The organism is Enterobacter sp. Li2LvB3 (genome assembly GCF_056156645.1).
Genome location: NZ_JBSICG010000002.1, coordinates 194,916 through 221,642 on the forward strand (window position 1 = coordinate 194,916; position 26,727 = coordinate 221,642).

Genomic DNA, 26,727 nt, shown 5'->3' on the forward strand with positions numbered 1-26,727 from the left:
TTCAGGTGTGAATCGGAATTAAATTTAATGCAGTGTAATTTGTTTATGCGCGATCGAATTGATCTGCGCACGAATCATTTCGCTAATCGGATCTTCCGGGCATTGCTCGACGAAATAACTCAAATCATTCAGCGCCACATGCTCGCAGTCGAGCTGAGCATAGATAAGACCACGGTCGCGAATTTCGTACGGATCTTCCGGGTTAAATTGCAGCAACACTTCACTGGCACGCAGCGCCAGCTCCATCTGCCGCTCTTCCATCAGCGCGGCTTTCAGCGTATCCAGCAGCTTGCGGATAACTTCTGAGTTATCCGCCTCGTCGAGATCTTCGTTGAAGAGCTCAGCCACCGGGCTAATGTTACCTTTCAGCCAGACATCCAGCGTGTGTTCGTCCAGCGTGTCACCGTTGAAGGGGTTAATTAACCACATCTCACCGTCCAGCCATTCCGCACGCAGGATCATCTGCGTCGGGAAAATAACCGGCACCAGTGGAATATCAAGACGGTGGGCAACCCACAGTAAAATAGCGCCCAGCGCAACCGCGCTACCCTGGCGATTTTTTAAAACCTGATCCAGCCATAACGCATCAGAAAGACGGTACACGCCGCGCGTGTCGCAAAAGCCCCATTCGCCATAGAAAAGCTCAACCAGCTTCTCTAATTGCCAGTCCTGAGGACGCGCCTGATTAATCTCTTCTCGCGCCAGGCTAACCAGGCTTTCCAGCTCATCGTAGACAAAGCGTGACGAAAAGTCGTCGCGGATCATCTCCGAAATCTGGACCATCCCATCGCAAAGCGGCACTTTGTTAAATTCGAAATCGGCTAAGGACCTCATGACTTACCCCAGTAACGGTATTCTTGTGGTGGCGAGTTTAATGATGATGTACAGCACCACCAGACCCAGCAGAAAGGCAATAAACCCCACCTGCTGGCTGCGCGGACGACGACGCCCAAGCGCGATAAAACCCAAAACGATGTAGATGATAACGCCAAACAGCTTTTCAGTCAGCCATGCGCCTTTATCAGTAAATGGCAGATAGCCGGTCTTCCACATTAATCCTGCGCCAGACAGGAACAGCACTGTATCGATACAGTGCGGCGCAATGCGCACCCAGCGCGCGTCAATCAGTGGATTATTGCTGTAGCGCCACCAGTAACGGACGATGAAAAACCCGATGGTCAGTGCCACCGACACCAGGTGAGCGGTAATGAGAACGTAAAACAGGCTCATAGCCACTGTCCTAGTGTCAGGCGGTCATTGCCGCCATAGTCACGACAAGTTTCCACCGCGGCGTACCCTGCCGCACTAAACAGCGCGCGAACCGCTTCGCCTTGTGTCCAGCCGTGTTCGACCAATAGCCATCCACCCGGCAGCAAATGCTGGCGCGATGTCGACACAATATGATCCAGGTCGGCCAGACCTTCATTGGCGGTAACCAACGCTGTCAGTGGTTCAAAGCGCACGTCACCCTGCGCCAGATGCGGATCGCGCTCGTCGATATAGGGCGGATTGCTGACTATCATTGCAAACGTACGGTTCGACAGCGCGCTAAACCAGCTGCTTTGCAGTACCGTCACGTTGCTTAATCCGAGGCGTTCCTGATTACGCAGTGCCAGCACCACGGCATCAGGCATGACATCCACCGCCGTTACGTCGCAGTCCGGGCGTTCGCTGGCAAGCGCCAGCGCAATCGCGCCGGTTCCGGTGCCAAGATCGAGAATGCTACAGCGAGTTGCCGGTAAACGCGCCAGCGCCTGCTCCACCAGACACTCGGTGTCAGGGCGCGGGATGAGCGTGGCCGCGGAGACGTACAGCGGTAATGACCAGAATTCGCGCTCACCCACCAGATGCGCCACCGGCTCGCCGGTTTTACGGCGGGAAAGCAGCGCCGCGAGCTGTGTTTCCTGTTCAGCAGTGAGCACCGTTTCGCCGAAAGCCAGCAGGTAAGTGCGGGTTTTACCTGTCACAAACTCAAGCAATATCTCGGCATCACGCTTCGGGCTTTCACTCTCTGAAAGCGCGCTGACGGCATGACGTAACCAGTGCTGAAAATCCATTATTCCTGCTCGGACAATGCCGCCAGTTGGTCGGCCTGGTATTCCTGCACGATAGGCTCAATCAGCATATCGAGTTTCCCTTCCATCACTTCGTCCAGACGGTACAGCGTCAGGTTGATGCGGTGGTCGGTAACGCGGCCCTGCGGGAAGTTATAGGTACGGTTACGATCGCTGCGATCGCCGCTACCCAGCAGGTTACGACGGGTCGAGGCTTCCGCCTGCTGGCGTTTGGCCACTTCCGCGGCACGAATGCGCGAGCCGAGCACGGAAAGCGCTTTGGCTTTGTTTTTGTGCTGGGAACGTTCGTCCTGACACTCCACCACAATGCCGGTTGGCAAGTGGGTAATACGAATTGCGGAGTCGGTGGTGTTAACGTGCTGACCACCCGCACCGGAAGAACGGAAGGTGTCGATACGCAGGTCACCCGGGTTGATGTCCGGCAGTTCTGCTTCCGGCAGCTCTGGCATCACCGCAACCGTACACGCGGAGGTGTGGATACGCCCCTGCGATTCGGTGGCTGGAACACGCTGGACGCGGTGGCCACCGGATTCAAATTTCAGACGACCGTAAACACCGTCACCACTGATTTTGGCGATCACTTCTTTAAAACCACCATGTTCGCCTTCGTTGGCGCTCATGATTTCGACACGCCAGCGGCGGGTTTCTGCGTAGCGGCTGTACATGCGGAACAGATCGCCTGCAAACAGCGCGGCTTCATCACCGCCGGTCCCGGCGCGGACTTCCACAAACGCGTTGCGCTCATCGTCCGGATCTTTTGGCAGCAGCAGAACCTGGAGCTGTTGCTCCATCTCTTCTGAACGCGTTTTTGCTTCCTGTAACTCTTCCTGCGCCATTTCGCGCATTTCAGGATCGTCGAGCATCATCTGCGCGGTTTCGATATCTTCCTGGACCTGTCGCCAGTCGGTAAAGCATTTAGAAACATCACTTAACTGCGCGTACTCGCGCGACAGCGCGCGAAAACGGTCCTGGTCTGCAATGGTCCCGGCATCGCCGAGCAGCGCCTGGACTTCTTCATGGCGCTCATGCAGAGCTTCCAGTTTGGCGACGATAGAAGGCTTCATAGGCGTAAGTGCACCTTGTAATAGAAAATGGGTATGTGGCGCTATTCCAGCCCGAGGCTGTTGCGCAGAATAGTCAGGCGTTCGTCATCCCCGTCTCGGGCTGCCTGCTGAAGAGATTTGGTTGGTGCATGGATCAGGCGGTTGGTCAGTTTCCAGGCCAGATCCTGCATGATTGCTTGTGCGTCGCCACCCTGTTCAAGGGCAGCCAGCGCTTTGGCAGTCAGATCGTCACGCACCTGTTCTGCCTGCCCGCGATACTCGCGGATAGTCTCGCTGACGCTTTGCGCGCGCAGCCAGGCCATAAACTCACTGGTTTCCTGCTCAACTATCGTTTCTGCCTGAACCGCTGCGGCTTTACGCTGCGCCAGGTTGTGCGAAATGATGCTTTGCAGGTCATCCACGCTGTAAAGATAGGCGTTAGCCAGTTTGCTTACTTCTGGCTCAACATCGCGCGGAACGGCGATATCCACCAGCAGCATTGGCTGATTACGACGGGATTTCAGGGCACGTTCTACCATCCCTTTACCGATAATCGGCAGCGGGCTGGCGGTGGAGCTGATAATGATATCCGCCTCTTTCAGGCGTTCATCGATGTCGCTGAGCGCAATCACTTCTGCGCCCACTTCGTCTGCCAGCACCTGCGCACGCTCACGGGTACGGTTGGCGATAATCATCTTTTTCACTTTATGTTCGCGCAAATGACGCGCCACAAGTTCGATGGTTTCACCCGCACCGACCAGCAACACCGTAACGGTGGAGAGCGATTCAAAGATCTGACGCGCAAGCGTACAGGCTGCGAAAGCAACAGAAACCGCACTGGCACCAATGTCGGTTTCGGTTCGCACTCGCTTCGCCACAGAGAAGGATTTCTGGAACATACGCTCCAGTTCACTGGCCTTAAGGTGCCCTTTTTGTGAATTGGCAAAGGCTTTTTTTACCTGGCCCAGGATCTGCGGTTCGCCCAGCACCAGTGAATCCAGGCCACTGGCCACGCGCATAAGATGGCTGACGGCATCGTTGTCCTGATGCCAGTAAAGACTTTTACGCAGCTCTTCTTCGTTCAGATTGTGGTAGTCGCATAACCAACGGATAAGCGCTTCGTGCAGGTTGTCTTGCTCTTCCACGCTTAAGTACAGCTCGGTACGGTTGCACGTCGACAACACCACGCCGCCCTGCACCATTGGCTGTGCAAGCAAGCTGTCCAGCGCCAGGTCGAGCGTATCTGGCGAAAACGTTACGCGTTCTCGCAGAGAAACCGGGGCTGTTTTGTGGTTGATACCGAGTGCTAAAAGGGTCATATGAGCGGGAGTAGTACCAGCGTTAATAAGGTTAGCAGGTCGCATCATACAGGATGCGCGAGATCAATAAAAGAGACTGCACCCTTTCGGAGTAATAGCTTATACCGGTCAAGCAACTCACATTATTTAGGGTAGATACAACGCTTTGAGATAATTTGAACGTAGACGGTGGCACCCTGTGACGCTAGCATTAACAGTTATAACTGCAACGTATCTCAAGGATTTGTCATTATCATGACCCGACTGATTCGCCTTCTGCCGCTGGCGGCACTGGTTCTGACCGCATGTACCGTCACCCAACCAAAAGGACCAGGCAAAAGCCCGGACTCTCCGCAGTGGCGTCAGCACCAGCAGGACGTACGTAATTTGAGCCAGTATCAGACCCGCGGTGCCTTTGCTTATCTGTCTGACGAACAAAAGGTTTATGCGCGCTTCTTCTGGCAGCAGACGGGCCAGGACAACTATCGCCTGCTGTTGTTGAACCCGCTGGGCAGCACTGAACTGGAGCTTATCGCCAAACCGGGTGAAGCGCAGATAACCGACAACAAAGGCCAGCACTACACCGCGACCGATGCCGAAGAGATGATTGGCAAACTGACCGGAATGCCAATCCCGCTGAACAGCCTGCGTCAGTGGATCCTGGGCTTGCCGGGTGATTCGACCGACTACACGCTCGACGACCAGTATCGTCTGAGCCAGGTCAACTACACTCAAAACGGTAAAACCTGGAAAGTGGTTTACAGCGCCTACGACAGCAATACCAAACCGTCTCTGCCATCCAGTATGGAGCTGACGCAGGGTAGCCAGCGTATCAAGCTGAAAATGGACAACTGGATCGTTAAATGATGACCCAATGGCCCTCACCCGCAAAGCTGAACCTGTTTTTATACATCACCGGGCAGCGTGCTGACGGTTATCACACGTTGCAGACGCTGTTTCAGTTTATCGATTATGGTGACACGATTTCGATTGAACTGCGCCGCGATGGCCAGATTCACCTGCTCACTGCGGTGGAGGGTGTGGCGCACGAAGACAACCTGATTGTGCGCGCCGCGCGTCTGTTGATGAAGGCAGCCGCCGACTCTGGTCGTTTGCCTGCCGGAAGCGGTGCAGATATCAGCATCGAGAAGCGTCTGCCGATGGGCGGCGGTTTAGGTGGTGGTTCATCCAATGCTGCAACCGTGCTGGTTGCGCTAAATCATCTTTGGGGATGCGGGCTGTCGCAAGACGAACTGGCCGCCTTAGGGTTAACGCTGGGCGCGGATGTTCCGGTGTTTGTTCGTGGTCATGCGGCGTTTGCTGAAGGCGTAGGGGAAATCCTCTCCCCCGCAGAGCCACCAGAAAAATGGTACCTGGTTGCCCACCCGGGGGTCAGTATTCCGACACCGGTCATCTTTAAAGATCCTGACCTGAAAAGAAATACCCCGGTGCGGTCAATAGAAACGTTATTAAATTGTGAATTCAGCAACGATTGCGAGGATATCGCAAGAAAACGTTTTCGCGAGGTTGATGAGGTGCTTTCCTGGCTGTTAGAATACGCGCCGTCGCGCCTGACTGGTACAGGGGCTTGTGTCTTTGCTGAATTTGACACTGAGTCCACTGCTCGTCAGGTGCTTGAGCAAGCGCCGGTTTGGCTGCATGGTTTTGTAGCACGCGGGATGAACACCTCCCCCCTACAGCAAGCCATTCTGGCGCAGACTGAGTTTCGGTGACAACGTCACCCTGTTCCAGACGTTGCATCGCGCTCTTTAATACACGCCTGGATAGCGTTCGCCTGGCCCGCACAGTTTTTGGCGAAGGTTATCCACCACTGGACGCATGCCTGAGGTTCTTCTCGTGCCTGATATGAAGCTTTTTGCTGGTAACGCCACCCCGGAACTAGCACAACGTATTGCCAACCGCCTGTACACTTCCCTCGGCGACGCCGCCGTAGGTCGCTTTAGCGACGGCGAAGTCAGCGTACAAATTAACGAAAATGTACGCGGTGGTGATATTTTCATCATCCAGTCCACCTGTGCTCCAACGAACGACAACCTGATGGAATTGGTTGTTATGGTCGACGCCCTGCGCCGTGCTTCCGCAGGTCGTATCACTGCTGTAATCCCTTACTTTGGTTATGCCCGCCAGGACCGTCGCGTCCGTTCCGCGCGTGTGCCAATCACTGCCAAAGTTGTCGCTGACTTCCTGTCAAGCGTAGGCGTTGACCGCGTACTGACCGTTGACCTGCACGCAGAGCAGATCCAGGGCTTCTTCGACGTTCCGGTTGATAACGTATTCGGCAGCCCAATCCTGCTGGAAGACATGCTGCAACTTAATCTGGATAACCCGATTGTGGTTTCCCCGGACATCGGCGGTGTGGTACGTGCTCGTGCTATCGCGAAACTGCTGAACGACACCGACATGGCGATCATCGACAAACGTCGTCCACGCGCTAACGTTTCTCAGGTGATGCACATCATCGGTGACGTTGCTGGCCGTGACTGCGTGCTGGTTGACGACATGATCGATACCGGCGGCACGCTGTGTAAAGCAGCTGAAGCGCTGAAAGAACGTGGTGCTAAGCGCGTATTTGCTTACGCAACTCACCCGATCTTCTCCGGTAATGCCGTGAACAACCTCCGTAACTCCGTTATCGACGAAGTTGTGGTGTGCGATACCATCCCACTGAGTGACGAAATCAAAGCACTGCCAAACGTGCGTACTTTGACCTTGTCCGGGATGCTGGCCGAAGCGATTCGTCGTATCAGCAACGAAGAATCCATCTCTGCAATGTTCGAACACTAATCGAACACGGCCAAAAAACCCGCTGCGGCGGGTTTTTTTGTCTCTGGTTTTAATTTGTATGACTAATGCCTCCTTCACCTGCCATTCATATGACAGATGATGCGCACACGGATGATAGATAATTGTGAAAAACGTAGCCTCGTCACATGTTCTGCCCTTTCGCGCCCTCATCGACGCTTGCTGGAAAGAGAAGTACACCTCGTCACGCTTTTTGCGCGACGTTATTGCCGGGATAACCGTTGGCATCATCGCTATTCCCCTGGCAATGGCGCTGGCTATTGGCAGCGGTGTGGCGCCACAGTACGGTCTGTATACCTCGGCTGTTGCCGGGATTGTCATCGCACTGACCGGCGGTTCGCGCTTTAGCGTGTCAGGCCCGACCGCCGCGTTTGTGGTCATTCTCTATCCGGTTTCTCAACAGTTTGGGCTGGCAGGCCTTTTGGTTGCGACCCTGATGTCCGGCGTCTTTTTGATTTTGTTCGGGCTGGCCCGTTTTGGCCGCCTGATCGAGTACATACCCCTTTCCGTGACGCTGGGGTTTACTTCCGGGATAGGTATCACCATCGGGACGATGCAAATCAAGGATTTCCTCGGTCTGCAAATGGCTCACGTTCCTGAACACTACCTGCAAAAAGTGGGTGCGCTGTTTATGGCGCTGCCGACGGCGAACCTTGGGGACGCTGCTATCGGGGTGGTGACGCTGGGTACGCTGATTATCTGGCCGCGCCTGGGTATTCGTCTGCCCGGGCACTTACCGGCACTGCTGCTGGGTTGCGCGGTGATGGCCATCGTCAATATGCTTGGCGGCCATGTGGCAACGATTGGCTCTCAGTTCCATTACACGCTGGCAGACGGCTCTCAGGGGAGCGGGATCCCGCAGCTGTTACCACAGCTGGTGCTGCCGTGGGATATGCCGGGCTCAAGCTTCACCTTAAGCTGGGATTCTCTGCGAGCCCTGCTTCCTGCCGCCTTTTCTATGGCGATGCTGGGGGCGATTGAGTCTCTGCTGTGCGCCGTGGTGCTGGACGGCATGACGGGCACCAAACACAAAGCAAACAGCGAACTGGTGGGCCAGGGACTGGGGAATATCATTGCCCCGTTCTTTGGCGGCATTACCGCCACGGCGGCGATCGCTCGCTCTGCGGCTAACGTGCGTGCGGGGGCCACGTCTCCTGTTTCGGCGGTCATTCACTCCGTGCTGGTGATCCTCGCCCTGCTGATCCTCGCCCCGCTGCTCTCCTGGCTGCCGCTCTCGGCAATGGCGGCCCTGCTGCTTATGGTGGCCTGGAATATGAGCGAGGCGCATAAAGTGGTGAACCTGTTACGCCGAGCGCCGAAAGACGACATTATCGTGATGCTCATCTGTATGTCGCTGACCGTATTATTCGATATGGTTATCGCCATCAGCGTAGGTATCGTGATGGCTTCCCTGCTGTTTATGCGTCGCATTGCGCGGATGACCCGTCTGGCCCCGGTAAACGTTGACGTCCCGGACGATGTGCTGGTGCTGCGCGTGATTGGCCCACTTTTCTTTGCTGCCGCAGAAGGTTTGTTTAGCGATCTGGAGTCACGTATCGCAGGCAAGCGGATTGTGGTGTTGAAATGGGATGCGGTGCCGGTGCTGGACGCGGGGGGGCTTGATGCCTTCCAGCGCTTCGTGAAACGCCTGCCGGAAGGCTGTGAATTGCGGGTAAGTAATCTTGAGTTCCAGCCGCTGCGTACGATGGCGCGAGCTGGCGTGCAGCCGATCCCTGGCCGCCTTGCCTTCTATCCTGACCGTGCCGCCGCGTTAGCCGACCTGTCACCGACCCTGCGCTGACATTCGTCTTTGCATCATGAAACCAATCGCCTGCTGTAGCCATTCAAGCACGGCAGGCGTCATCCAGGTCCCTTTCATCAGGTGCGGCTCATGCTGCATCGCTACGCGAAACTTTTGCTGTGTCGCAGGATCAGTTCCGGCATAAGACTGGAACAGCGCCAGCCAGTTCTCTGCCAGTTTTTGCGCCGCTTCTGATGAAGGTTCCAGGCACTCGCTCTGCGCCTGGTGCAGTTTTGCCACCAGCGGCGGCCACTCTATCATGCGGTCAAAATAGTGCGCGCGGGTGAATGCCATCTCTTCCGGCGACAGATAGCTCTGCCAGATAACGAGCTTTGTTTCCGCGAATGCCCGGGTAATGTAGTCCGTCATTTCCGCGGTGATCCCCGTTTGCTGACGCATCTGCGGTTCGACGCTGTGCATCTCGTTCAGGCGAGTGAGAAACTCCGGTTTTCCCGCTGTATCCTGTTCCAGGCGCACCATCCAGCGTGTGGCCAGATCCATGGCACGTGGGTCTGATACGTCGGCGCGTTGTTCCAGCAGGGCTTTTGCCTCTGTAACCAGCCCTGCCCAAATGACGCCCAGTTCATCTTTCTGTATCGCGAACGGCAACTGTTGCAACTCTTCTTTGCTAAACCAGCGATCGTACATGTTCATTAACTCCAGAGTCTGTAGCCAGGACTCAAGATCGGGGTCTTCATCTGCGGTAAGCCCGGTACGCAAATCCACCAGCCTGTCACGCAGCGTTGTAATGCTGCGCGCCTGTTTTTCCAGCAACGTGATTTGTGCGTCGAGCAGTTCCGCCAGAGAGAGTGACTCCTTTTCCAGAAAGTCCCTGATTTCAGCAAGTTCCAGCCCCGCTTTTGCCAGCGCCTGTATCATATGCAAACGCTGAACATCATGCAGATTGTAGAGCCGATAACCTGCCTCGCTTCTGGCAGAAGGCAGCAACAGCCCTGTTTGTTCATAGTGATGTAATGTGCGTACGGTGATCCCGGCACGCTTTGCCAGTTCCCCCACCTGAATCAACATAGCAGCTCCTTTTCTTTGCCAGTTGCCCCACTCTGGAGCCTTACGTTACGTGAGGGTCAAGATGATATGCAAAAAAAAACGGCTCCTGAAGGAACCGTTCTCATAAAACCGTTTAACCGCTAACTGTGTTTATGCTGATCGCGGCGGCAGCGTTTATCATAGTGGCGCACCCACCAGTACCTGTCGCTGACCTGTTCATGGCCGCTCACACGCGCACCTGCCAGCCACAAAACCGCACCGAGGAAGATACTTAGCACCGCGCCGTGTGCGAAATATTGTGGAAGGTCAATCTGTGGCAACTGGTTTAAAATAGAATAACCCACCCCGGCCACCATCACGAACAGTCCCAACCCCATTAGCACGTTACCGAGCATCGAAGCGTTTTTGCGTTTCATATGTCACCTCCGGAACTTTGGGTTGCAAGGGGAAAGCCCCTAATCCTTGTGTGTAAAGTATAGACAACGCCCATTTTATGAGTTGCGTGAATGATCACATTTACGGATCGCTCCCAGACAAAAACTTACAAATAACGTCTTGAACAGCTTGAAATTCTAATTGTTCAGATAAGCAATTATTCGTATTTCGTGGTTGCTGTCGCAGAATTTTGTCAACCGGCTCGCCAGACAGTAAACTACGCGCCAGATCTGGAACCCTTTAGGAATTACATCGTGACGATTAAACTGATTGTCGGTCTTGCCAACCCAGGCGCAGAGTACGCAGCAACTCGCCATAACGCGGGTGCCTGGTATGTTGATTTGCTGGCCGAACGGTTGCGTGCTCCCCTGCGTGAAGAACCGAAATTCTACGGATATACCTCACGTATTAACCTTGCCGGGGCGGATGTGCGGCTGCTGGTCCCGACCACCTTTATGAACCTGAGTGGTAAAGCGGTTTCTGCAATGGCGACGTTCTATCGCATCAATCCTGACGAAATTCTCGTCGCCCACGATGAGCTTGATCTGCCGCCGGGCGTGGCAAAGTTTAAACTCGGCGGTGGTCATGGCGGCCACAACGGTCTGAAAGACATTATCAGCAAACTGGGTAATAACCCGAATTTCCATCGTTTGCGCGTCGGAATTGGCCATCCGGGCGATAAAAACAAAGTTGTCGGTTTTGTGCTGGGTAAACCTCCGGTTTCTGAGCAGAAACTGATTGACGAAGCGGTAGACGAAGCGGCCCGTTGCACCGAGATCTGGCTCAAAGACGGTTTAACCAAAGCCACAAATCGCTTACACGCCTTCAAAGCGCAATAATCCGCACATTACGGCTTTTTTGCCGCGCAGCGTACGGGTTACGTGTATAATAGGCAGAGTTATTTACTTTTCTTCAGTCGGTTAACGCTAACGGATTGATTATCAAGATATTAAGGTGATTTAGAAATGGGATTCAAATGCGGTATCGTTGGTCTGCCTAACGTTGGCAAATCCACCCTGTTTAACGCGCTCACCAAAGCGGGCATCGAAGCAGCAAACTTCCCGTTCTGTACCATCGAGCCAAACACCGGTGTTGTACCGATGCCCGATCCACGTCTGGATCAGCTCGCTGAAATCGTTAAACCGCAGCGCATTCTGCCAACGACGATGGAATTCGTGGATATCGCGGGCCTGGTAAAAGGCGCATCTAAAGGTGAAGGCCTGGGTAACCAGTTCCTGACCAACATCCGTGAAACCGAAGCCATCGGCCACGTTGTACGTTGCTTTGAAAACGACAACATCATCCACGTAAACAATAAAGTGGATCCGGCTGACGACATCGAGGTTATCAACACCGAGCTGGCATTGTCTGACCTGGACACCTGCGAACGCGCCATTCACCGCGTGCAGAAGAAAGCCAAGGGCGGCGATAAAGACGCCAAAGCTGAGCTGACCGCACTGGAAAAATGTCTGCCACAGCTGGAAAACGCCGGCATGTTGCGTGCGCTGAAAAACCTGACTGAAGAAGACAAGGCAGCCATCAAATACCTGAGCTTCCTGACGCTGAAGCCAACCATGTACATCGCTAACGTCAACGAAGACGGTTTCGAAAACAACCCGTACCTGGACAAAGTGCGTGAAATCGCTGCTGCAGAAGGTTCTGTGGTTGTTGCTGTTTGCGCAGCCGTTGAGTCTGATATCGCTGAGCTGGACGACGCAGACCGTGATGAATTCATGGCTGAGCTGGGTCTGGAAGAGCCGGGTCTGAACCGCGTGATCCGCGCAGGCTACGAACTTCTGAACCTGCAAACTTACTTCACCGCTGGCGTGAAAGAAGTACGCGCATGGACCATCCCGGTGGGTGCCACTGCGCCACAGGCTGCAGGTAAAATCCACACCGACTTCGAAAAAGGCTTCATCCGTGCGCAGACTATCGCGTTTGAAGACTTCATCACCTATAAAGGTGAGCAAGGTGCGAAAGAAGCCGGAAAGATGCGTGCAGAAGGTAAAGACTACATTGTTAAAGATGGCGATGTGATGAACTTCCTGTTCAACGTCTAAATAAAATTTGTTGTCTCATGAGGTTTCACTGAGCCTCAAAACAACCGCAAAACCCCATAAAATCCACGCGCTTGCGTGGATTTTTCTTTTCATAATGTCTCAACTCATCTCATAATAGCGCAGCCAAAAATGAGTATAGGAATGAGTACAATCAGTTTCCATCTTCATTTTAGGTGAGTACAATAGCAGTATAAGAAATAAACAAGGACTCGCTATGCTCACTGATACGCAATGCCGCACTGCTAAGCCGAAAGAAAAACTCTATCGACTCAATGACTTCAATGGTCTCTACCTCGAAGTGAAACCCAATGGCAAAAAGGCATGGCGCTATCGGTTTAAACTCAACGGTAAATCCAGCATGTTTGCGCTGGGTGAGTACCCGACGGTCAAACTTGCCGAAGCTCGCGAGAAATGCGAGCAAGCGCGTAAGCAAGTCGCAGATGGAGTTAGCCCGACACAGGCTCGTCAATTAGATAAGATCCGCAAGGTCAATGACGCTTCTAACACCTTTGAGCTGATCGCTAAAGAGTGGTTACAGATGAAAGACTGGGCCGAAATTACCAAAACGCGGCGACTGGATATGCTCGAACGAGTGGTTTTCCCTGCAATCTGTAAGCTCCCAGTCAGAGAGATCACTCCACATCACATTCTTAAAATTCTTCAGGAAACGGCTAAGCGCGGCGCTCCGACCGTTGCCGCTGAAGCCCGCCGCACCATTTCATCCGTTTTTGAACTAGCGGTGGCGACGCTCAGAGCAGATAGCGATCCTGTCTGGCCAGTGCGTAAGGCGATTCCGGCGAATAAGACACAGCACAAACAGGCATTAAACCCACAACAAATCGGGAAGCTATTAAGCTGTTTTGATAACAGTCGTGGCTCATACCAGGTTAACTATTGCATGTGGCTCATGTGGTGGACATTAGCGCGTCCTGCAGAAGCCACCGAAGCTGAATGGACAGAATTCGATCTTGATAACGCCCTATGGACTATTCCGGCAGCGCGAATGAAAGCTCGCAGAGAACACGTTATTCCCCTACCCTTCCAAGCTGTCAAAATGCTCAGAACACTACAGGGATTAACCGGGCATCGGCAGCACCTTTTCCCAGGTAGAGATAATCCGCTAGGTCCAATGACGTCGCACTCGCTGCGTCAGTTACTTAAAAGCCTCGGCTGGAGTGGTACTTATAGCCCACATGCAACCAGAACTACAGGAAGTACGCGTTTAAACGAAATGGGCTATCGACCTGATGCTATTGAAGCTCAACTTGCGCATGCTGACACCAACAATGTTCGTCGCACATACAATCATGCGACTTATCTTGATGAGCGTAAGGTGATGATGCAGGAATGGGCTGATATGTTGGACAAATGGGTAGCAGGATTCGAGTAGAACTTGCTGCACTTAGTGAACCACGAGGATAGAACTAATTCCTCAGGGTCCACTTTTGTGCCAAGAGCGGAAGTTCCTAATGTAAGCATCCCGGCAAAACGAACCATTCACTTTTAGAGATCTTCCGACATACTGATTATGTCCCCCTGAGGAGATCGCCATGCGTAAAGCCCGATTCACTGAGCACCAGATCATCGCCGTTCTGAAGTCCGTTGAAACCGGACGTACCATCAAGGATGTCTGCCGTGAAGCCGGTATCTCTGAAGCCTCGTACTACAACCGGAAAGCAAAATATGGCGGTATGGAAGCGTCTGATATCAAAAGGATGAAAGATCTGGAGGATGAAAACCGACGCCTTAAACAGATGTTTGCTGATCTCAGCCTTAAGTGCCGGGCACTTAAAGCCGTCATCGAAAAAAAGCTTTAAAACCAGCGATAAAGCGTGAACTCGTCAGCTATCTGACGGTGCAATTTGCCATGAGTTTACGCCAGGCCTGCAGGACGTTATCGCTGAGCAGGACGGTCTATTTTTATCAGCCTGATACCCAGCGTGATGAACCGGTGATCCATGCGCTGACTGAGCTGGCAGAACGCTATCCGCGCTACGGTTTTAAGAAGCTGTTCCAGCTGCTGCGCAGGCAGGGTAATACCTGGAACCATAAACGCGTTCACCGGATTTACTGCCTGCTGAAACTGAATTTTCGTCGCAAGGGAAAGCAGCGTTTGCCGGTACGTAACCCGTCACCACTGGTGACGCCTGAAGCACTTAACCAGAGCTGGTCGATAGACTTTATGCACGATGCGCTGGTCTGCGGCAGACGTTTCCGGACCTTCAATGTGGTGGATGATTTTAACCGTGAAGCGCTGGCGATAGAAATAGATCTGAATATCCCGGCTCAGCGAGTCGTCCGGGTGCTGGACAGGATCGTGGTAAATCGCGGCTACCCGCTGAAGATGCGGATGGACAACGGACCGGAACTGGTCTCACTGGCGCTGGCACAATGGGCTGAAGAACATGACGTGCAGCTCGAATTTATCAAGCCGGGTAAGCCTACACAAAATGCGTTTATCGAACGGTTCAACCGGACCTACCGGACATAAATCCTGGATTTTTACCTGTTCAGAACACTGAATGAAGCACGGGAAATTACAGAGCACTGGCTGATGGAATATAACCACGAGCGGCCTCATGAATCCCTGAACAACCTGACGCCGGAAGAGTACCGGCTGATGGCTGAAAAACCGGAACTCTCAAAAAGTGCGTGGAACTAAAGCTGGGATGCTTACACAATCATTCAACCCAATTCTTAATTAACATGGCTAATGCAATTGATAATAAAGGATGCCACCAACAATCATCATATATTTCTACATGATATTTAGCCACTATACGTGTTCAGGCTCTTACTTGAAGTACTTTGCGAGCCTGAACCGAATAGCATATTAATTAATATCTGTATAAAAAAATGTTCTGGTGGACTCAAATCAAGTGCTAAGCCCACATACTGTTTTGCTCCTGAAAATCAAGCCCTACACGGGTCTGCGATGAACCAAACTTATGCAATAGATTCAGAGCATACTCATAACGTAACTCTGCAACAGCGTGAGCAGCTAATGACCGTATAGTTAATGGGTTACCATCAACTGTAGCATCTTCGCGAACAGCAGTTAGCGTCACAGTATGCCCATCTCCATAGCGGCCTAAATTTCCTGCGTAAAATGTATCCCAAGTCGGATTATCGTTCCCCAACCAATAGGCTTTTGGTGTACCATCAATATTAAGGTAAATATATTCATTACAGTTTGCATTACTATTTGCTTTGCTCAATTTCGCACTGTCAAATCTTACTGCTTTAAAAACTTTATGAGACTCACCAATGCGTGATTGCCATTGAGTAATCTTTTGTTTGGGTACTAAATCACAGGCTGGTGTAATGCATACCCATATTTCACCTTCAATATCTAAAACGGTACCCGTTATAAGATGGTCATTGCTTACTGGCAAAGAACAAGAGAAAGCATTAAGATGCCCTACGGCTAGATTTTTATCGCCCATGCATTCTTTGAAAAATTTCTGAACAAACCCCTTCTCATTCGAAGGACAGTCATTCTCAGCTACTGTCATTATTTTTTTAGAAAAATCGCGAAGAACTAATCGTGAAGCTGTTGCCAACTGCTCCCAATGCAAATTAATCGCCTTATCGTGAGCTGAATCATCACCAGCATTTTTAAGAAGGTTGTAAAGCCACCCAGCTTGGGCATATTTGTTGCTGATGATTCTTGATGCTTGCTCAATGCCATTTTCATCCATCTCATAGCGCATTTTCGCCATCAAGAGATGCATCGGTGATGCATTGTGTTTAGTTAAGGCAATGTTAAGTGCACCTATCAGTTCGTCTTTAGGACTATCCGAACTCTTTCTAATAACTGAAATGAAAGTCTTACCTGTACTAATAAAATTAGTATCATTCCCCCAATACCATCTTAAGTCATCTCTGGCATTTTTCTCAAACTCTATTTCATTTTGCTTCAGGATATCATGAAATCGCCATTTCATAAGATCGACACTATCTAAGCCTGACTCTTGTGCCACATCATTTATCTCAGGCACAAAAGCATGAAGTGGATGTTCTGGTTTGTTTGGATTAATACATTTATCCGGAGTTACTGAACAGTATATTTTTAAGACTTCAAGCAGATTTATGTCTGAGTTAATCCATTGATAGTCTCTACCATCATCATGAGAATCTAACCAGATGTTCATTTCTTCAACTTTATCGTCTGAAGGAATGAGAACATGGGAAGAGTCAACTCGCATAAAATCCTTCAAAACCTCAATGAAAACGTCCTTAATGTCGTCCTCATACCCTTTTGTATGCACCAAGGTTATATTATAGTGATTGTTTCGATCAAGCGATTGGATGATTTTACGCGCACGCGCACCATTATCTGCCGATGCATCACCATCTAAATGGTAATCTAATACGATCAAATCGCTGTGATGAATATGAGGTGGTATATCTACCTCCCCTCCGAAATTTGGTGATTCACCGTTAAAAACATCTATACTCCACTTATAATCGGAATGACACATATTAATGATTTTTTTAAGACGTTCTGTATTAGCATTTCTTAATGCAATAGTCTCAGCATCACCATTAATAGCTTGGCCTTGCGACTCAATCAGTGATATAAGAGTAGGATATTCATCATCAATAACTGTGACGTTACGGATAGGTTTTATAAAAGCTTCGTTTATGAGCTCAGGATAAGTCGTTGTCATGTCAGTCATTGATTAATCCTTTAAATGCAATCGCAAAATTCGCACCGCTAAGTTTTTTAAAAGTATCTCGAACCTCATAACGGATACTATGTCCGCCAGCCATCAGGTTTTGTTTACATAGATAAAGCCCTACACCTCTTCCACCTTTTTGCTTGCGGGTGAAAAACAGTGTGAAGAGACTTCCGAGATCATCAACATCTACGCCAGGGCCATCATCACTTATATATACTTCATTATCCCTAAATGATAATAATATCTCTTTATTATTGCCTTCGAGCCTCTGCACCCAATATATAGAATTATTTATTATATTTATAAATACTGGAAAGATTCGTGACTGCAAATCCATAATCGATATATTTCTGAATTCAGGAGTGCATAAAAGCTTTATATCTGCGTTCGAGAGTTGTTTAGAAAAATACCCTGTAATATATTCCTCTATACCTAAACCTGTAATCTTCTGAATCTCTTTCTTCCCGGATAATTTTAGAGGAGAAAGAAATTTAAGCTTATCGATTAATGAGTTATGGCAATTTAATGCTACATCGATGTTTTTCTCTTGGGTAGGAGTCAACTGATCATCTTTTATCATTTTCAATGCATAGGTAAGCTCTTGATCTAATCCATCAAGTTCATGACCGATAATTTCGACTGTAATTCCGAGCTGCGCCAGAGAATGCAACCGAGCTAATTCGTCTCTATAACGAACGGACTCATTCATGCTGTGGATGGCGAGACCTTCCAGATCAATCTGTTCATTAACACGCTCAAGTGCTGTAACATATGGAGATAATTTTTGAGCATTCTCTATTTCAATTTTCTCTTGTTCGGAATCTAATTTCTCAAGCACTGCTGGCAATGATACTCTCGCAAGGTCTAAGTCCTCAAGACTTTCTTCCATAACAAGTTTATATTGCTCTCGGCAATTTTTAATTAACTCTTCGAGTTCAACTTGCTGCTTGACAAGCATTTCTTTACCGCGGGCAGCATATCTTGTGATGCTATTATTGATACTTGCCAGTTTACTACGATAAACCTCATGTGCTTTTTCGTAGTCACTTTTTTGTGTAGAATCCGCAATAGCTTTGTTTATTGCATATGAGAGATCCTTGATCATCTCTTTGCACAGTAATTCCTCTTTCCTATAAGCCCGATAATCCTCTTCCAAACGACCAAGATTTGTAGGTATAGGACTCAATGAATAACTCTGAATTATCTCAATAAATTCATCGGTAGTTTTCTTAAGCGCTTGTAGATCATCAATTGAATCTAAACTCAATCTACCTGCCAGATTATCTTTAAATTCAGATAATGTGGTTACAAGGTTTACTAGAGATGCCATGTTACGTTTTATTGACATCCGTATACGTGTGCGTTCCTTGTTAAGTAATTTACTCCTATCCTCATCAGCCTTTAACTGAGCTTTCTTTTCTCTGAGATCATCAATTGTGCTTTGTCGCTCTTTTGCAAGCCTACCGAAGTGTTTGTCAGCAGAATCCAGAAGAATCTTTTCAACAATTTCACGAAAAAGTTTAGACGCGCGGTTCTCAATAAATCCTTCTCGGCCCGCTTTATCCTTTAAATTAGGGTTATTTTCGCGAGTTATAGCGATACGCCCAAACATGCGTCGATTCGACCAAAAGTATCGGCCAGCATTCTTAGAACGGCGCTCTTCTATTGAAAAATAATCACTATCAGCCCTTCCATATGGCATAACTCGCAGCCCATCACGATATACTCTGAGACCACCATATTTATCTGATTGTTCTATAAAGTTCGCGTGTTGAGCTTCATTTAGTGAAGAACTGTTATAGATTCGTTCAAAAGCTCCAATTCGTATATGAAAAGGACCAAAGGCACTATCTTTTCGTGTTTTATAGACTTGCTTTGGTTTAATAGTATATTCTTCAATCCACTCTCCAAAAACCTTAACCCGTCCCTTAAAATATCCATCAGAATCAACTCCCCCCTCAATGATATGTTCCAAATCTTCAAGGTTTCTTAGATCAAATTCTCTATTTTCTCCAATAATAACTCTTGGAGTATTATTAATCCAACCCGTAACATTGTATGAAAAATTATCTATTGTAGGTTCATCATTACGGGAAAAGGGGTCAGTGAAATTTGAAAGCGTTTGGAAAAATCTCTCACGAGTACTTTTCTCTGTGTCGTCAGCTTGATTAGGGTCGGTATTTGATAACTGGATATAGATGTCATATTGAACATCAGCGATAAACATGGCTGTTCCATGGGCCGAATCGCCCGACCATACTGCCCATTTGCTGAAATGCTCATCTTTGAATACGTCTTGTATCAGTGTTTCTTCGATTTTTTCTTGAGTAGTAACTTCTAATCCATCTTCAGTTTCTTGTTTGCTAAAGGCACTCCAGGCATCCGCGATCCGTTTTGTGCGCGCAGGATCATCTGAGCTACCCCATATATTCCCCATCATCTGGTCAAATAGTTGTGGAAGTACCTCTGATAGATCATTTTTATGGTTAAACTCGCTGACAGGGATTTGAACATCATTCAAAAATAAGAATGGGTTTTCAAACAACCGCCAATCTATAAGGGCCGCAACATAATCACTGTTTTTTCGTTTGGAGATGAGTAATAGCAGTGGTCCCAAAGCTGCCGATGACAAGCGACCAATTCCTTTCTGACCTTGCTTTGGACGTTCTGGTAAACCATCTCGATCAAATTCAGGAATAGAGAAACCATTAGTTTTTGATTCCGTCCCAACAATGAGCCATTTAGATTCAAATTCATTACGATTCATACCGTGGCCATCATCAACAACGGCCGAAATCTTCATATCCCCATCAAAGATATGAAGACTTACTTGTCTGGCATAAGCATCATAAGCGTTCTTCCAAAGCTCCGATATAGCTGTCGGACAGTCAGCTATCTGTTCTCGCCCTAGATGGTCAATCGTCCTTGCTCTAGTCTGAAACGTAACATGTTGCGTCATTTTGTACATTCCTTACCATAATCTACTTCCCTGGCATTATCTTCAACCTCATGGGAAGGCTGCGTTGATAGTAGTTTCATTATTGATCCCAGCAGCACTTTACCAAGTTCCACAGGGACAGCATTTCCAATTTGTTTAGCAACAGACATTGATCCCCCCAAAAAAGCATAATCATCAGGAAATGTCTGTAACCGTGCTGCATGCCTAAGAGAAATCCCCTGTGGTAGCCACGGATGAACAAAACGGCCTTTCGAAGGGTTATTACAACCCGTAGTAACAGTATTCGATGGTATATGGGGATAGATTCTTCCATACACATCCAGATGCCCACTGTAATTTTTATGGCAATCCAATATCCTTCCTGATTCAGTTCTATCCCCCAAGAGAGGGGTGTTTTCAAAAAGAGCTGTCAGTTCAGGAGAATGCATCATATGAACATGACATGGATCATTGGAAGCTACGGGTTTGCCCCACATTAACGCCTTAATGCAGGTTTCAGCATCTTTCACTGTGAAGTCAAATTTCTCAATAAGCCTATCTTTCAGCTCAATTAATACTGATTGAGGAGGACGTTCAAACACAGTTGAAGATGTTGACCACACTCTTGGACCCGATTTGGTATGAGTCGCTTTTGGAGGCCATTCAAAACCATCGGTGCATATATCTTTTCTTACTGCAAGTATGAAAGCACGCTTACGGCTCTGTGGAACACCATAATCTCTCGCATTGAGAATGAAGGGTTGATCCCCAACGATGTGGTAGTCATGTGCTCTCGTGAGAGCGATAAAATTGTTCAAATACTCTGCATGGCGAGGCCAAAGGAGGCCCGGCACATTTTCAACCAGAAATACTTTTGGTCTTAGATTCTTAACGAAGTCAAAGTAACGTATCAATAGAGCATTTCTTGGGTCATCTTTTCCTGCATCGTTAATACGATGTGATGAAAACCCTTGACATGGCGGACCACCAAGCAAAATGTCAAGCTGCCCCTGCTTGATGCCCTGAAACTTCATCATAGAGCCAATATCAACATCATTGATGTCTTGGGAGAACACCTGAGTTTGTGCGCCAAGCTTCTCAACAAGGTTGTGGTAATAAGTATCAGAGGCTTGCTTATCGAGTTCAATTGCAGCTTGAACATCAATGCCAACCTCAAAGGCTGCTAGCGAAAAACCTCCCGCACCAGCAAATAAATCAATAGCTTTCAATTTAATCTTACTCAGACTTTTCAAGTTTTGATGCCAACATTATACGCAACATTTGTATCAGATACCCCCAGTTAATGTTACTAGCAGAAAATCGTGTGATCCGTGTTATCTATATGATATCAAAAGCACCAAACACTCTTTACTGAGACTAACAACAGGATTGATACTAGTTTCTATGTATATGGGATGGCTGGTTTATGCATCAGTAACTTTTTAATCGTTGAAACTGCGTGGCTTACAGAACAAACAAGCAACAGCAATATGACATTTAGAGAGGATGTATGGAAAAAATAGAGCATTTTACCGATGATCGGCACAAAGCCTGGTGTATCCATTGCAGTTCACCCATTATTGACCGTCATACCAACAGAGATCACGTCCCGACAAAAGGGTTACTAGAAAGACCTCTGCCGCCCCATGTACCACAAGTCGAAGTATGCAAGGAATGTAATACCGGCTTCTCATTGGATGAAGAGTACTTCGTTACTTTTCTGAGTTGTGTGGAGGCAGGAAGCACAGACCCTTCAGCGCAGAGAAATCCAAAAATCGGGAGGGCACTTACACGTAACCCATCCCTGGCTGCTCGACTACAGGCAGCTAAGCAGATTACAGTGGATGAATATGGCAGACAGCAGATTCTTTGGCTTCCTGAAATAGAACGCATACATCGGGTTATTTTGAAAAATGCCAGAGGCCATGCTTTCTACGAGTACGGAGAGCCAATGTTGGACGATCCAGTCTCTGTAAGTGCCGTTCCGCTGATGTCTATGAATCAAAACCAACGTAACGACTTCGAAGAAGCTGGTGGACCCTTTGCTGGCTGGCCAGAAGTTGGAAGTAGAATGATGACTCGTGTCATGACAGGTCAAGACTTAGATGATGGTTGGGTTAATGTTCAAGATGACATCTATCGATACGTGGTATTTCAACAAGGCATACTGACAGTCCGCTCAGTAATACATAACTATCTCGCAACTGAGGTGGTTTGGGAATAATGGTGTAATGGACACCATTGATCAACAACGCATGGGTTTTTTGACCAGTTTTCGGTCAAAAGTGAATGCCATACTTCCTAAATTGCTGCTTTTGAGAAAGTGAGTACACAAATGAGTACAAATTATTCAAAATTAAATAAAAATACATTAAATCAAAAGAATAAATAACCAATCACAGTTCAACATCTAAATAAAATTTGTTGTCTTATGAGGTTTCGTTGAACCTCATGAGCATCGAAAAAACTATAAAATCCACGCAATTGCGTGGATTTTTCATTTCATATTGTCTCAACTCATCTTGACCGGCCCCCCGAATCAGTTCCCCCCTTAGTTAGTCATGTCGGTTGGCTTTTCTTCATATCCCCCATTTTGCCAGTCTGCTGCAAATTCAGCTCGAGTCTGGTAATCCAGCGATGAATGTGGGCGACACTCGTCATAATCCTGTCGCCTGCATGGCTTCGGCAAGAAGCTTCTTGAGGCGGGCGTTCTCATCTTCAAGCGACTTGAGCCGCTTCACCTCAGAAACTTCCATGCCACCAAACATTACCGTTTACTCCCCCGCCATTCGCTGATACTGCGCTAAACGCTGCTTCGCGTCCTGCTCGGTTTGCTCGAAGAGTTGATCCGCCAGTTCCGGCGCAGTGCGGCCCAGCGCTGCGTAGCGCACTTCGCCCATCAGGAAGTCGCGGAAGCTCTCCTCTGGTTCGTCGGAGTCGAGAATAAACGGATTCTTACCCTTCGCCATCAACTGTGGGTTATAGCGCCACAGATGCCAGTAACCGGAGTCCACCGCGCGTTTTGCCTCGCGCATACTGCATCCCATCCCGGCTTTCAGGCCGTGGTTGATACAGGCCGCATAAGCGATCACCAGCGACGGGCCAGGCCACGCTTCCGCTTCAGCAATCGCCCGCAGCGTCTGGGCTTTATCCGCGCCCATCGCCACCTGCGCGACATACACATTGCCGTAGCTCACCGCCATCATGCCGAGATCCTTCTTGCGCGTCCGTTTGCCTTCGGCGGCAAACTTGGCAATCGCCGCAACCGGCGTCGATTTCGACGACTGGCCGCCAGTGTTAGAGTACACCTCAGTATCAAACACCAGGATATTCACATCCTCGCCGGAAGCCAGCACATGATCGAGGCCGCCAAAACCGATGTCATACGCCCAACCGTCGCCGCCAAAAATCCACTGCGAACGTTTAGCGAAATAGTCGCGGTTCTGGTACATGCGGTTCAGCAGCGGATCGTCGCCCTTCTCCTGCGCCAGCAACGCGCTCAGTTGCTCGCCGCGCTCGCGCGTGCCTTCACCGCGATCTTTGCTTTCCAGCCATTGCTGCACCGCCTGCTGTAACGCCTCGCTATGCGGCGCAGCCAGTGCATCCATCGCATCACTGGCGAGCTGTTCACGTACCGCGCGCCCGCCGAGCATCATCCCCAGACCAAACTCAGCGTTATCTTCAAACAACGAGTTAGCCCATGCCGGGCCTTGCCCTTTATGGTTGGTGGTCCACGGAATTGACGGCGCGCTGGCCCCCCAGATAGACGAACAACCCGTGGCATTCGCGATCATCATGCGATCGCCGAACAACTGCGTCACCAGCCGCGCATACGGGGTTTCACCGCAGCCCGCACAGGCACCTGAAAACTCCAGCAGTGGGGTTTCAAACTGGCTGCCTTTAACCGTGGTTTTGTTGAACGGATTGCTTTTTGGCGACAGCGCCAGCGCATAGTCCCACACCGGTTCCATCGCTAACTGACTCTCCAGCGGCTGCATCGTAAGGGCTTTCCCCTTCGCCGGGCAGATATCGACACAGTTGCCGCAGCCGGAACAATCGAGCGGCGAAATGGCCAGATGATAGTCGTAATCCTTCGCCCCCTGCGCCGCTTTACTCAACAACGCTACCGGTGCCACATCGCGCTCTTCCTGATTCAGCAGTGCCGGACGAACGGCAGCATGCGGGCAGATAAAGGCGCACTGATTGCACTGGGTACAGCCTTCGGGGTTCCACACCGGTACCTGCAAAGCAATGCCGCGTTTCTCCCACGCCGCGGTTCCCGTCGGGAATGTCCCGTCCTCCATACCGACAAAGGCGCTGACTGGCAGTTTGTCGCCGTTCTGCCGGTTCATCGGTTGCAGAATGTCGCGGATAAAATCCGGCATCATCCGCGTATCTTCCACCGCGTCATCTTCCAGCGTCGCCCAGCGTTCCGGCACCATCACTTCCTGGATGGCTTCCATCCCCAAATCAATGGCGGCATTGTTCATATCCACCACTTTTTGCCCTTTACTGCCGTAGGATTTCTCGACTGCCTGCTTCAGGTAATCGGATGCCGCTTGTGGTTCAATAATCCCCGCCAGTTTGAAGAATGCCGACTGCATCAGCATGTTAAAGCGCCCGCCCAGCCCCAGCTTACGGGCAATTTCCACCGCATTGAGGGTGTAAAAACGGATCCCCTGGCGGGCGATATAACGCTTCATACTGTTTGGCAGCCGCGCTTCCAGCTCTTCACCAAACCAGGTGCAGTTCAGCAGGAATGTGCCACCAGAGTTCAGCCCCTCCAGCAGATCGTACTTGTCGACGTAGGATTGCTGCGAGCATGCGATAAAATCCGCACGGTGGATCAGGTAAGGCGAGGTAATCGGACGTTCACCAAAACGCAGGTGCGAAACGGTAATGCCGCCGGATTTTTTCGAATCGTAGGCAAAGTAGGCCTGCGCATACATCGGCGTTTTATCACCGATGATCTTGATGGCGCTCTTGTTAGCGCTGACCGTACCGTCGGAACCCAGCCCCCAGAATTTACAGGCGGTGATCCCCTCGCGGGAAACGTGAACCTCATGAGAAGGCACCGGCAGCGAGGTGTGCGTGACATCGTCGAAAATCCCCACCGTAAAACCATCTTTCGGAAGCGGTTTTTTCAGGTTCTCAAACACCGAGACAATATGCCCCGGCAGCACATCTTTACCGCCCAGCGCATAGCGCCCACCGACAATCAGCGGCGCGTCATGCTGGTGATAAAACGCATTTTTCACATCCAGGCACAGCGGTTCTGCCTGCGAGCCCGGCTCTTTGGTGCGATCGAGCACCGCAATACGTTTAACGCTTTTCGGGATTTTGGCGAAGAAGTGCGACAGCGAAAAAGGCCGGAACAGATGCACCGTCACCAGGCCAACTTTTTCACCACTGTCGATTAGCGCATCCACCACTTCGGAAATGGTGTCGCATACAGACCCCATCGCCACAATGATCTGTTCAGCATCGTCTGCGCCGTAGTAATCAAACAGGTGGTATTCGCGACCGGTCAGGCGATAGATGTCCGCCATATAATTTTCGACGATTTCCGGCAGTGCATCGTAGTAGCGGTTGGCAGCTTCCCGCTCCTGAAAATAGATATCGGGGTTTTGCGCGGTGCCGCGAATCACCGGATGATCCGGGTTCAGGGCGTTACGGCGAAAGCGGTTCAGCGCGTCGGTATCCAGCAACGTGGCCAGATCGTCATACTCCAGTACTTCAATTTTCTGGATCTCGTGAGAAGTACGAAAGCCATCAAAGAAGTTAATAAAAGGTACGCGGCCTTTAATGGCGGAGAGGTGTGCTACCGCCGAGAGATCCATCACCTGCTGAACGTTGCTCTCTGCCAGCATCGCGCAGCCGCTCTGGCGAACCGCCATCACATCCTGATGATCGCCGAAAATGTTCAGCGAGTTGGTTGCCAGCGCGCGGGCGCTGACGTGAAACACACCGGGCAGCAGTTCACCGGCGATTTTGTACAGATTGGGGATCATTAACAACAACCCCTGCGAAGCGGTATAGGTGGTGGTCAGCGCCCCGGCCTGCAACGCGCCGTGTACGGCACCGGCCGCGCCCGCTTCTGACTGCATCTCCATTAAACGCACCGGCTGGCCAAACAGGTTTTTCTTGCCGTCAGCCGCCCACTGATCGACGTTTTCCGCCATCGGCGTTGAGGGGGTAATGGGGTAAATCGCGGCGACATCGGTAAAGGCATACGAAATCCATGCCGCTGCCGCGTTGCCATCCATTGTTTTCATCTTTCCGGACATTGCTCATTCCTCGACTGTAAGAGGTCATCTCCCTGACGACGTTGCACAGCCTGTGCCAGCTCATTTATCCCTTTATAAACAATGCATTAAAGGCAACCACAACAAAACGGTTGCATGAAACAAGACAGTAGACGCGACATCCTGTTGAACTGCCGACAAAGTGTCGCACGCCGTGGGTTATCCCCTGATGTACAGAAACGATGTGCGGAATTGTTCTGTTTCGAACAATTGGTAAGGCGATTGTTTACTCTTTGTCCCTTCCTTTGCGACAGCG

Annotated in this window: 19 protein-coding genes and 2 pseudogenes; 9 read left to right on the plus strand and 12 right to left on the minus strand. The window is 50.1% G+C overall.

Features of this window, described 5'->3' with window-relative positions; translation table 11 throughout:
* Positions 1 to 24: 24 nt before the first annotated feature.
* The 5 genes from sirB1 to hemA are packed head-to-tail and all read right to left on the minus strand — an operon-like array spanning position 25 to position 4,437.
* Entirely contained in the window at positions 25 to 834 is an 810-nt protein-coding gene (gene sirB1 / locus ACS603_RS02495; protein ID WP_182061369.1) for an invasion regulator SirB1, read from the minus strand.
* A 3-nt stretch (positions 835 to 837) separates the two neighbouring features.
* On the minus strand, positions 838 to 1,230 hold the full coding sequence (gene sirB2, locus ACS603_RS02500; protein ID WP_182061370.1) for an invasion regulator SirB2: 393 nt from the start codon (positions 1,228 to 1,230) through the stop codon (positions 838 to 840).
* Positions 1,227 to 2,057, minus strand: a complete 831-nt coding sequence (prmC, locus tag ACS603_RS02505) for a peptide chain release factor N(5)-glutamine methyltransferase (RefSeq protein ID WP_474943694.1) — start codon at positions 2,055 to 2,057, stop codon at positions 1,227 to 1,229. Before prmC ends, sirB2 begins: the two co-directional genes overlap by 4 nt.
* Positions 2,057 to 3,139 carry a peptide chain release factor 1 gene (prfA, locus tag ACS603_RS02510; protein WP_182061372.1) on the minus strand — a complete coding sequence of 361 codons (1,083 nt, stop codon included), beginning with the start codon at positions 3,137 to 3,139 and terminating at the stop codon, positions 2,057 to 2,059. Before prfA ends, prmC begins: the two co-directional genes overlap by 1 nt.
* 41 nt (positions 3,140 to 3,180) lie before the next feature.
* Positions 3,181 to 4,437: a glutamyl-tRNA reductase gene (gene hemA, locus ACS603_RS02515; protein ID WP_474943695.1), complete on the minus strand. Its 1,257-nt coding sequence runs from the start codon at positions 4,435 to 4,437 to the stop codon at positions 3,181 to 3,183.
* A gap of 234 nt (positions 4,438 to 4,671) precedes the next feature.
* Here hemA and lolB point away from each other — a divergent pair, with 234 nt between their 5' ends.
* The 4 genes from lolB to dauA all read left to right on the plus strand — a co-directional run bounded on the left by lolB (position 4,672) and on the right by dauA (position 9,040).
* A complete protein-coding gene (gene lolB / locus ACS603_RS02520) occupies positions 4,672 to 5,283 on the plus strand; it encodes a lipoprotein insertase outer membrane protein LolB (RefSeq protein ID WP_182061373.1) in 612 nt (203 codons plus the stop codon).
* Positions 5,280 to 6,149 carry a 4-(cytidine 5'-diphospho)-2-C-methyl-D-erythritol kinase gene (gene ispE / locus ACS603_RS02525; protein WP_182061374.1) on the plus strand — a complete coding sequence of 290 codons (870 nt, stop codon included), beginning with the start codon at positions 5,280 to 5,282 and terminating at the stop codon, positions 6,147 to 6,149. The genes lolB and ispE overlap by 4 nt, the downstream gene beginning before the upstream one ends.
* A 124-nt stretch (positions 6,150 to 6,273) precedes the next feature.
* Entirely contained in the window at positions 6,274 to 7,221 is a 948-nt protein-coding gene (gene prs / locus ACS603_RS02530) for a ribose-phosphate diphosphokinase (protein ID WP_003856663.1), read from the plus strand.
* Positions 7,222 to 7,345: 124 nt separating this feature from the next.
* Positions 7,346 to 9,040, plus strand: coding sequence for a C4-dicarboxylic acid transporter DauA (dauA, locus tag ACS603_RS02535; protein WP_474943696.1), 1,695 nt, complete (start codon positions 7,346 to 7,348; stop codon positions 9,038 to 9,040).
* On the opposite strand, the gene ACS603_RS02540 is transcribed toward dauA, so the two are convergent.
* Entirely contained in the window at positions 9,023 to 10,069 is a 1,047-nt protein-coding gene (locus tag ACS603_RS02540; protein ID WP_474943697.1) for a MerR family transcriptional regulator, read from the minus strand. The two genes, dauA and ACS603_RS02540, sit on opposite strands and share 18 nt — an antisense overlap.
* Positions 10,070 to 10,188: 119 nt before the next feature.
* The gene (gene ychH, locus ACS603_RS02545) at positions 10,189 to 10,464 is read right to left on the minus strand and encodes a stress-induced protein YchH (protein ID WP_182061377.1); all 276 of its coding nucleotides are present in this window, start codon (positions 10,462 to 10,464) and stop codon (positions 10,189 to 10,191) included.
* Between the two features lie 273 nt (positions 10,465 to 10,737).
* Between ychH and pth the strand changes: the two genes are divergently transcribed.
* The 4 genes and pseudogenes from pth (at position 10,738) to ACS603_RS02565 (ending at position 15,205) form a co-directional block, all read left to right on the plus strand.
* Positions 10,738 to 11,322 carry an aminoacyl-tRNA hydrolase gene (pth, locus tag ACS603_RS02550; RefSeq protein ID WP_182061378.1) on the plus strand — a complete coding sequence of 195 codons (585 nt, stop codon included), beginning with the start codon at positions 10,738 to 10,740 and terminating at the stop codon, positions 11,320 to 11,322.
* Between the two features lie 126 nt (positions 11,323 to 11,448).
* On the plus strand, positions 11,449 to 12,543 hold the full coding sequence (gene ychF / locus ACS603_RS02555) for a redox-regulated ATPase YchF (protein WP_182061379.1): 1,095 nt from the start codon (positions 11,449 to 11,451) through the stop codon (positions 12,541 to 12,543).
* 214 nt (positions 12,544 to 12,757) lie between these two features.
* Complete coding sequence (locus ACS603_RS02560; RefSeq protein WP_474943698.1) at positions 12,758 to 13,933, plus strand: tyrosine-type recombinase/integrase; 1,176 nt, start codon at positions 12,758 to 12,760, stop codon at positions 13,931 to 13,933.
* Positions 13,934 to 14,093: 160 nt separating this feature from the next.
* Positions 14,094 to 15,205: pseudogene (locus ACS603_RS02565) on the plus strand (IS3 family transposase).
* Positions 15,206 to 15,425: 220 nt separating this feature from the next.
* Here the strand turns inward: ACS603_RS02565 and ACS603_RS02570 are convergent.
* From ACS603_RS02570 to ACS603_RS02580, 3 genes are read right to left on the minus strand one after another with little or no spacing between them, the layout of a single operon-like run.
* Positions 15,426 to 17,225, minus strand: coding sequence for a response regulator receiver domain (locus tag ACS603_RS02570; protein WP_234049214.1), 1,800 nt, complete (start codon positions 17,223 to 17,225; stop codon positions 15,426 to 15,428).
* On the minus strand, positions 17,218 to 20,187 hold the full coding sequence (locus ACS603_RS02575) for an ATP-binding protein (protein ID WP_474943699.1): 2,970 nt from the start codon (positions 20,185 to 20,187) through the stop codon (positions 17,218 to 17,220). Before ACS603_RS02575 ends, ACS603_RS02570 begins: the two co-directional genes overlap by 8 nt.
* Positions 20,184 to 21,395 carry a DNA cytosine methyltransferase gene (locus ACS603_RS02580; protein WP_474943700.1) on the minus strand — a complete coding sequence of 404 codons (1,212 nt, stop codon included), beginning with the start codon at positions 21,393 to 21,395 and terminating at the stop codon, positions 20,184 to 20,186. Before ACS603_RS02580 ends, ACS603_RS02575 begins: the two co-directional genes overlap by 4 nt.
* A 281-nt stretch (positions 21,396 to 21,676) precedes the next feature.
* On the opposite strand from ACS603_RS02580, the gene ACS603_RS02585 reads away from it, so the two are divergent.
* Complete coding sequence (locus ACS603_RS02585) at positions 21,677 to 22,390, plus strand: hypothetical protein (RefSeq protein ID WP_474943701.1); 714 nt, start codon at positions 21,677 to 21,679, stop codon at positions 22,388 to 22,390.
* Positions 22,391 to 22,717: 327 nt separating this feature from the next.
* Here the strand turns inward: ACS603_RS02585 and ACS603_RS02590 are convergent.
* Both ACS603_RS02590 and nifJ read right to left on the minus strand, forming a co-directional pair.
* Positions 22,718 to 22,837: pseudogene (locus ACS603_RS02590) on the minus strand (IS3 family transposase); the annotation flags it as partial.
* Positions 22,838 to 22,940: 103 nt separating this feature from the next.
* Positions 22,941 to 26,453 carry a pyruvate:ferredoxin (flavodoxin) oxidoreductase gene (nifJ, locus tag ACS603_RS02595; protein WP_474943702.1) on the minus strand — a complete coding sequence of 1,171 codons (3,513 nt, stop codon included), beginning with the start codon at positions 26,451 to 26,453 and terminating at the stop codon, positions 22,941 to 22,943.
* Positions 26,454 to 26,727 lie beyond the last annotated feature (274 nt).

What these genes read in the sequence shown, in the direction of transcription:
- sirB1 (WP_182061369.1), bottom strand. Translation starts at nt 834, where the DNA reads ATGAGGTCCTTAGCCGATTTCGAATTTAACAAAGTGCCGCTTTGCGAT.
- sirB2 (WP_182061370.1), bottom strand. Translation starts at nt 1,230, where the DNA reads ATGAGCCTGTTTTACGTTCTCATTACCGCTCACCTGGTGTCGGTGGCA.
- prmC (WP_474943694.1), bottom strand. Translation starts at nt 2,057, where the DNA reads ATGGATTTTCAGCACTGGTTACGTCATGCCGTCAGCGCGCTTTCAGAG.
- prfA (WP_182061372.1), bottom strand. Translation starts at nt 3,139, where the DNA reads ATGAAGCCTTCTATCGTCGCCAAACTGGAAGCTCTGCATGAGCGCCAT.
- hemA (WP_474943695.1), bottom strand. Translation starts at nt 4,437, where the DNA reads ATGACCCTTTTAGCACTCGGTATCAACCACAAAACAGCCCCGGTTTCT.
- lolB (WP_182061373.1), top strand. Translation starts at nt 4,672, where the DNA reads ATGACCCGACTGATTCGCCTTCTGCCGCTGGCGGCACTGGTTCTGACC.
- ispE (WP_182061374.1), top strand. Translation starts at nt 5,280, where the DNA reads ATGATGACCCAATGGCCCTCACCCGCAAAGCTGAACCTGTTTTTATAC.
- ACS603_RS02540 (WP_474943697.1), bottom strand. Translation starts at nt 10,069, where the DNA reads ATGTTGATTCAGGTGGGGGAACTGGCAAAGCGTGCCGGGATCACCGTA.
- ychH (WP_182061377.1), bottom strand. Translation starts at nt 10,464, where the DNA reads ATGAAACGCAAAAACGCTTCGATGCTCGGTAACGTGCTAATGGGGTTG.
- ychF (WP_182061379.1), top strand. Translation starts at nt 11,449, where the DNA reads ATGGGATTCAAATGCGGTATCGTTGGTCTGCCTAACGTTGGCAAATCC.
- ACS603_RS02560 (WP_474943698.1), top strand. Translation starts at nt 12,758, where the DNA reads ATGCTCACTGATACGCAATGCCGCACTGCTAAGCCGAAAGAAAAACTC.
- ACS603_RS02570 (WP_234049214.1), bottom strand. Translation starts at nt 17,225, where the DNA reads ATGACTGACATGACAACGACTTATCCTGAGCTCATAAACGAAGCTTTT.
- ACS603_RS02575 (WP_474943699.1), bottom strand. Translation starts at nt 20,187, where the DNA reads ATGACGCAACATGTTACGTTTCAGACTAGAGCAAGGACGATTGACCAT.
- ACS603_RS02585 (WP_474943701.1), top strand. Translation starts at nt 21,677, where the DNA reads ATGGAAAAAATAGAGCATTTTACCGATGATCGGCACAAAGCCTGGTGT.
- nifJ (WP_474943702.1), bottom strand. Translation starts at nt 26,453, where the DNA reads ATGTCCGGAAAGATGAAAACAATGGATGGCAACGCGGCAGCGGCATGG.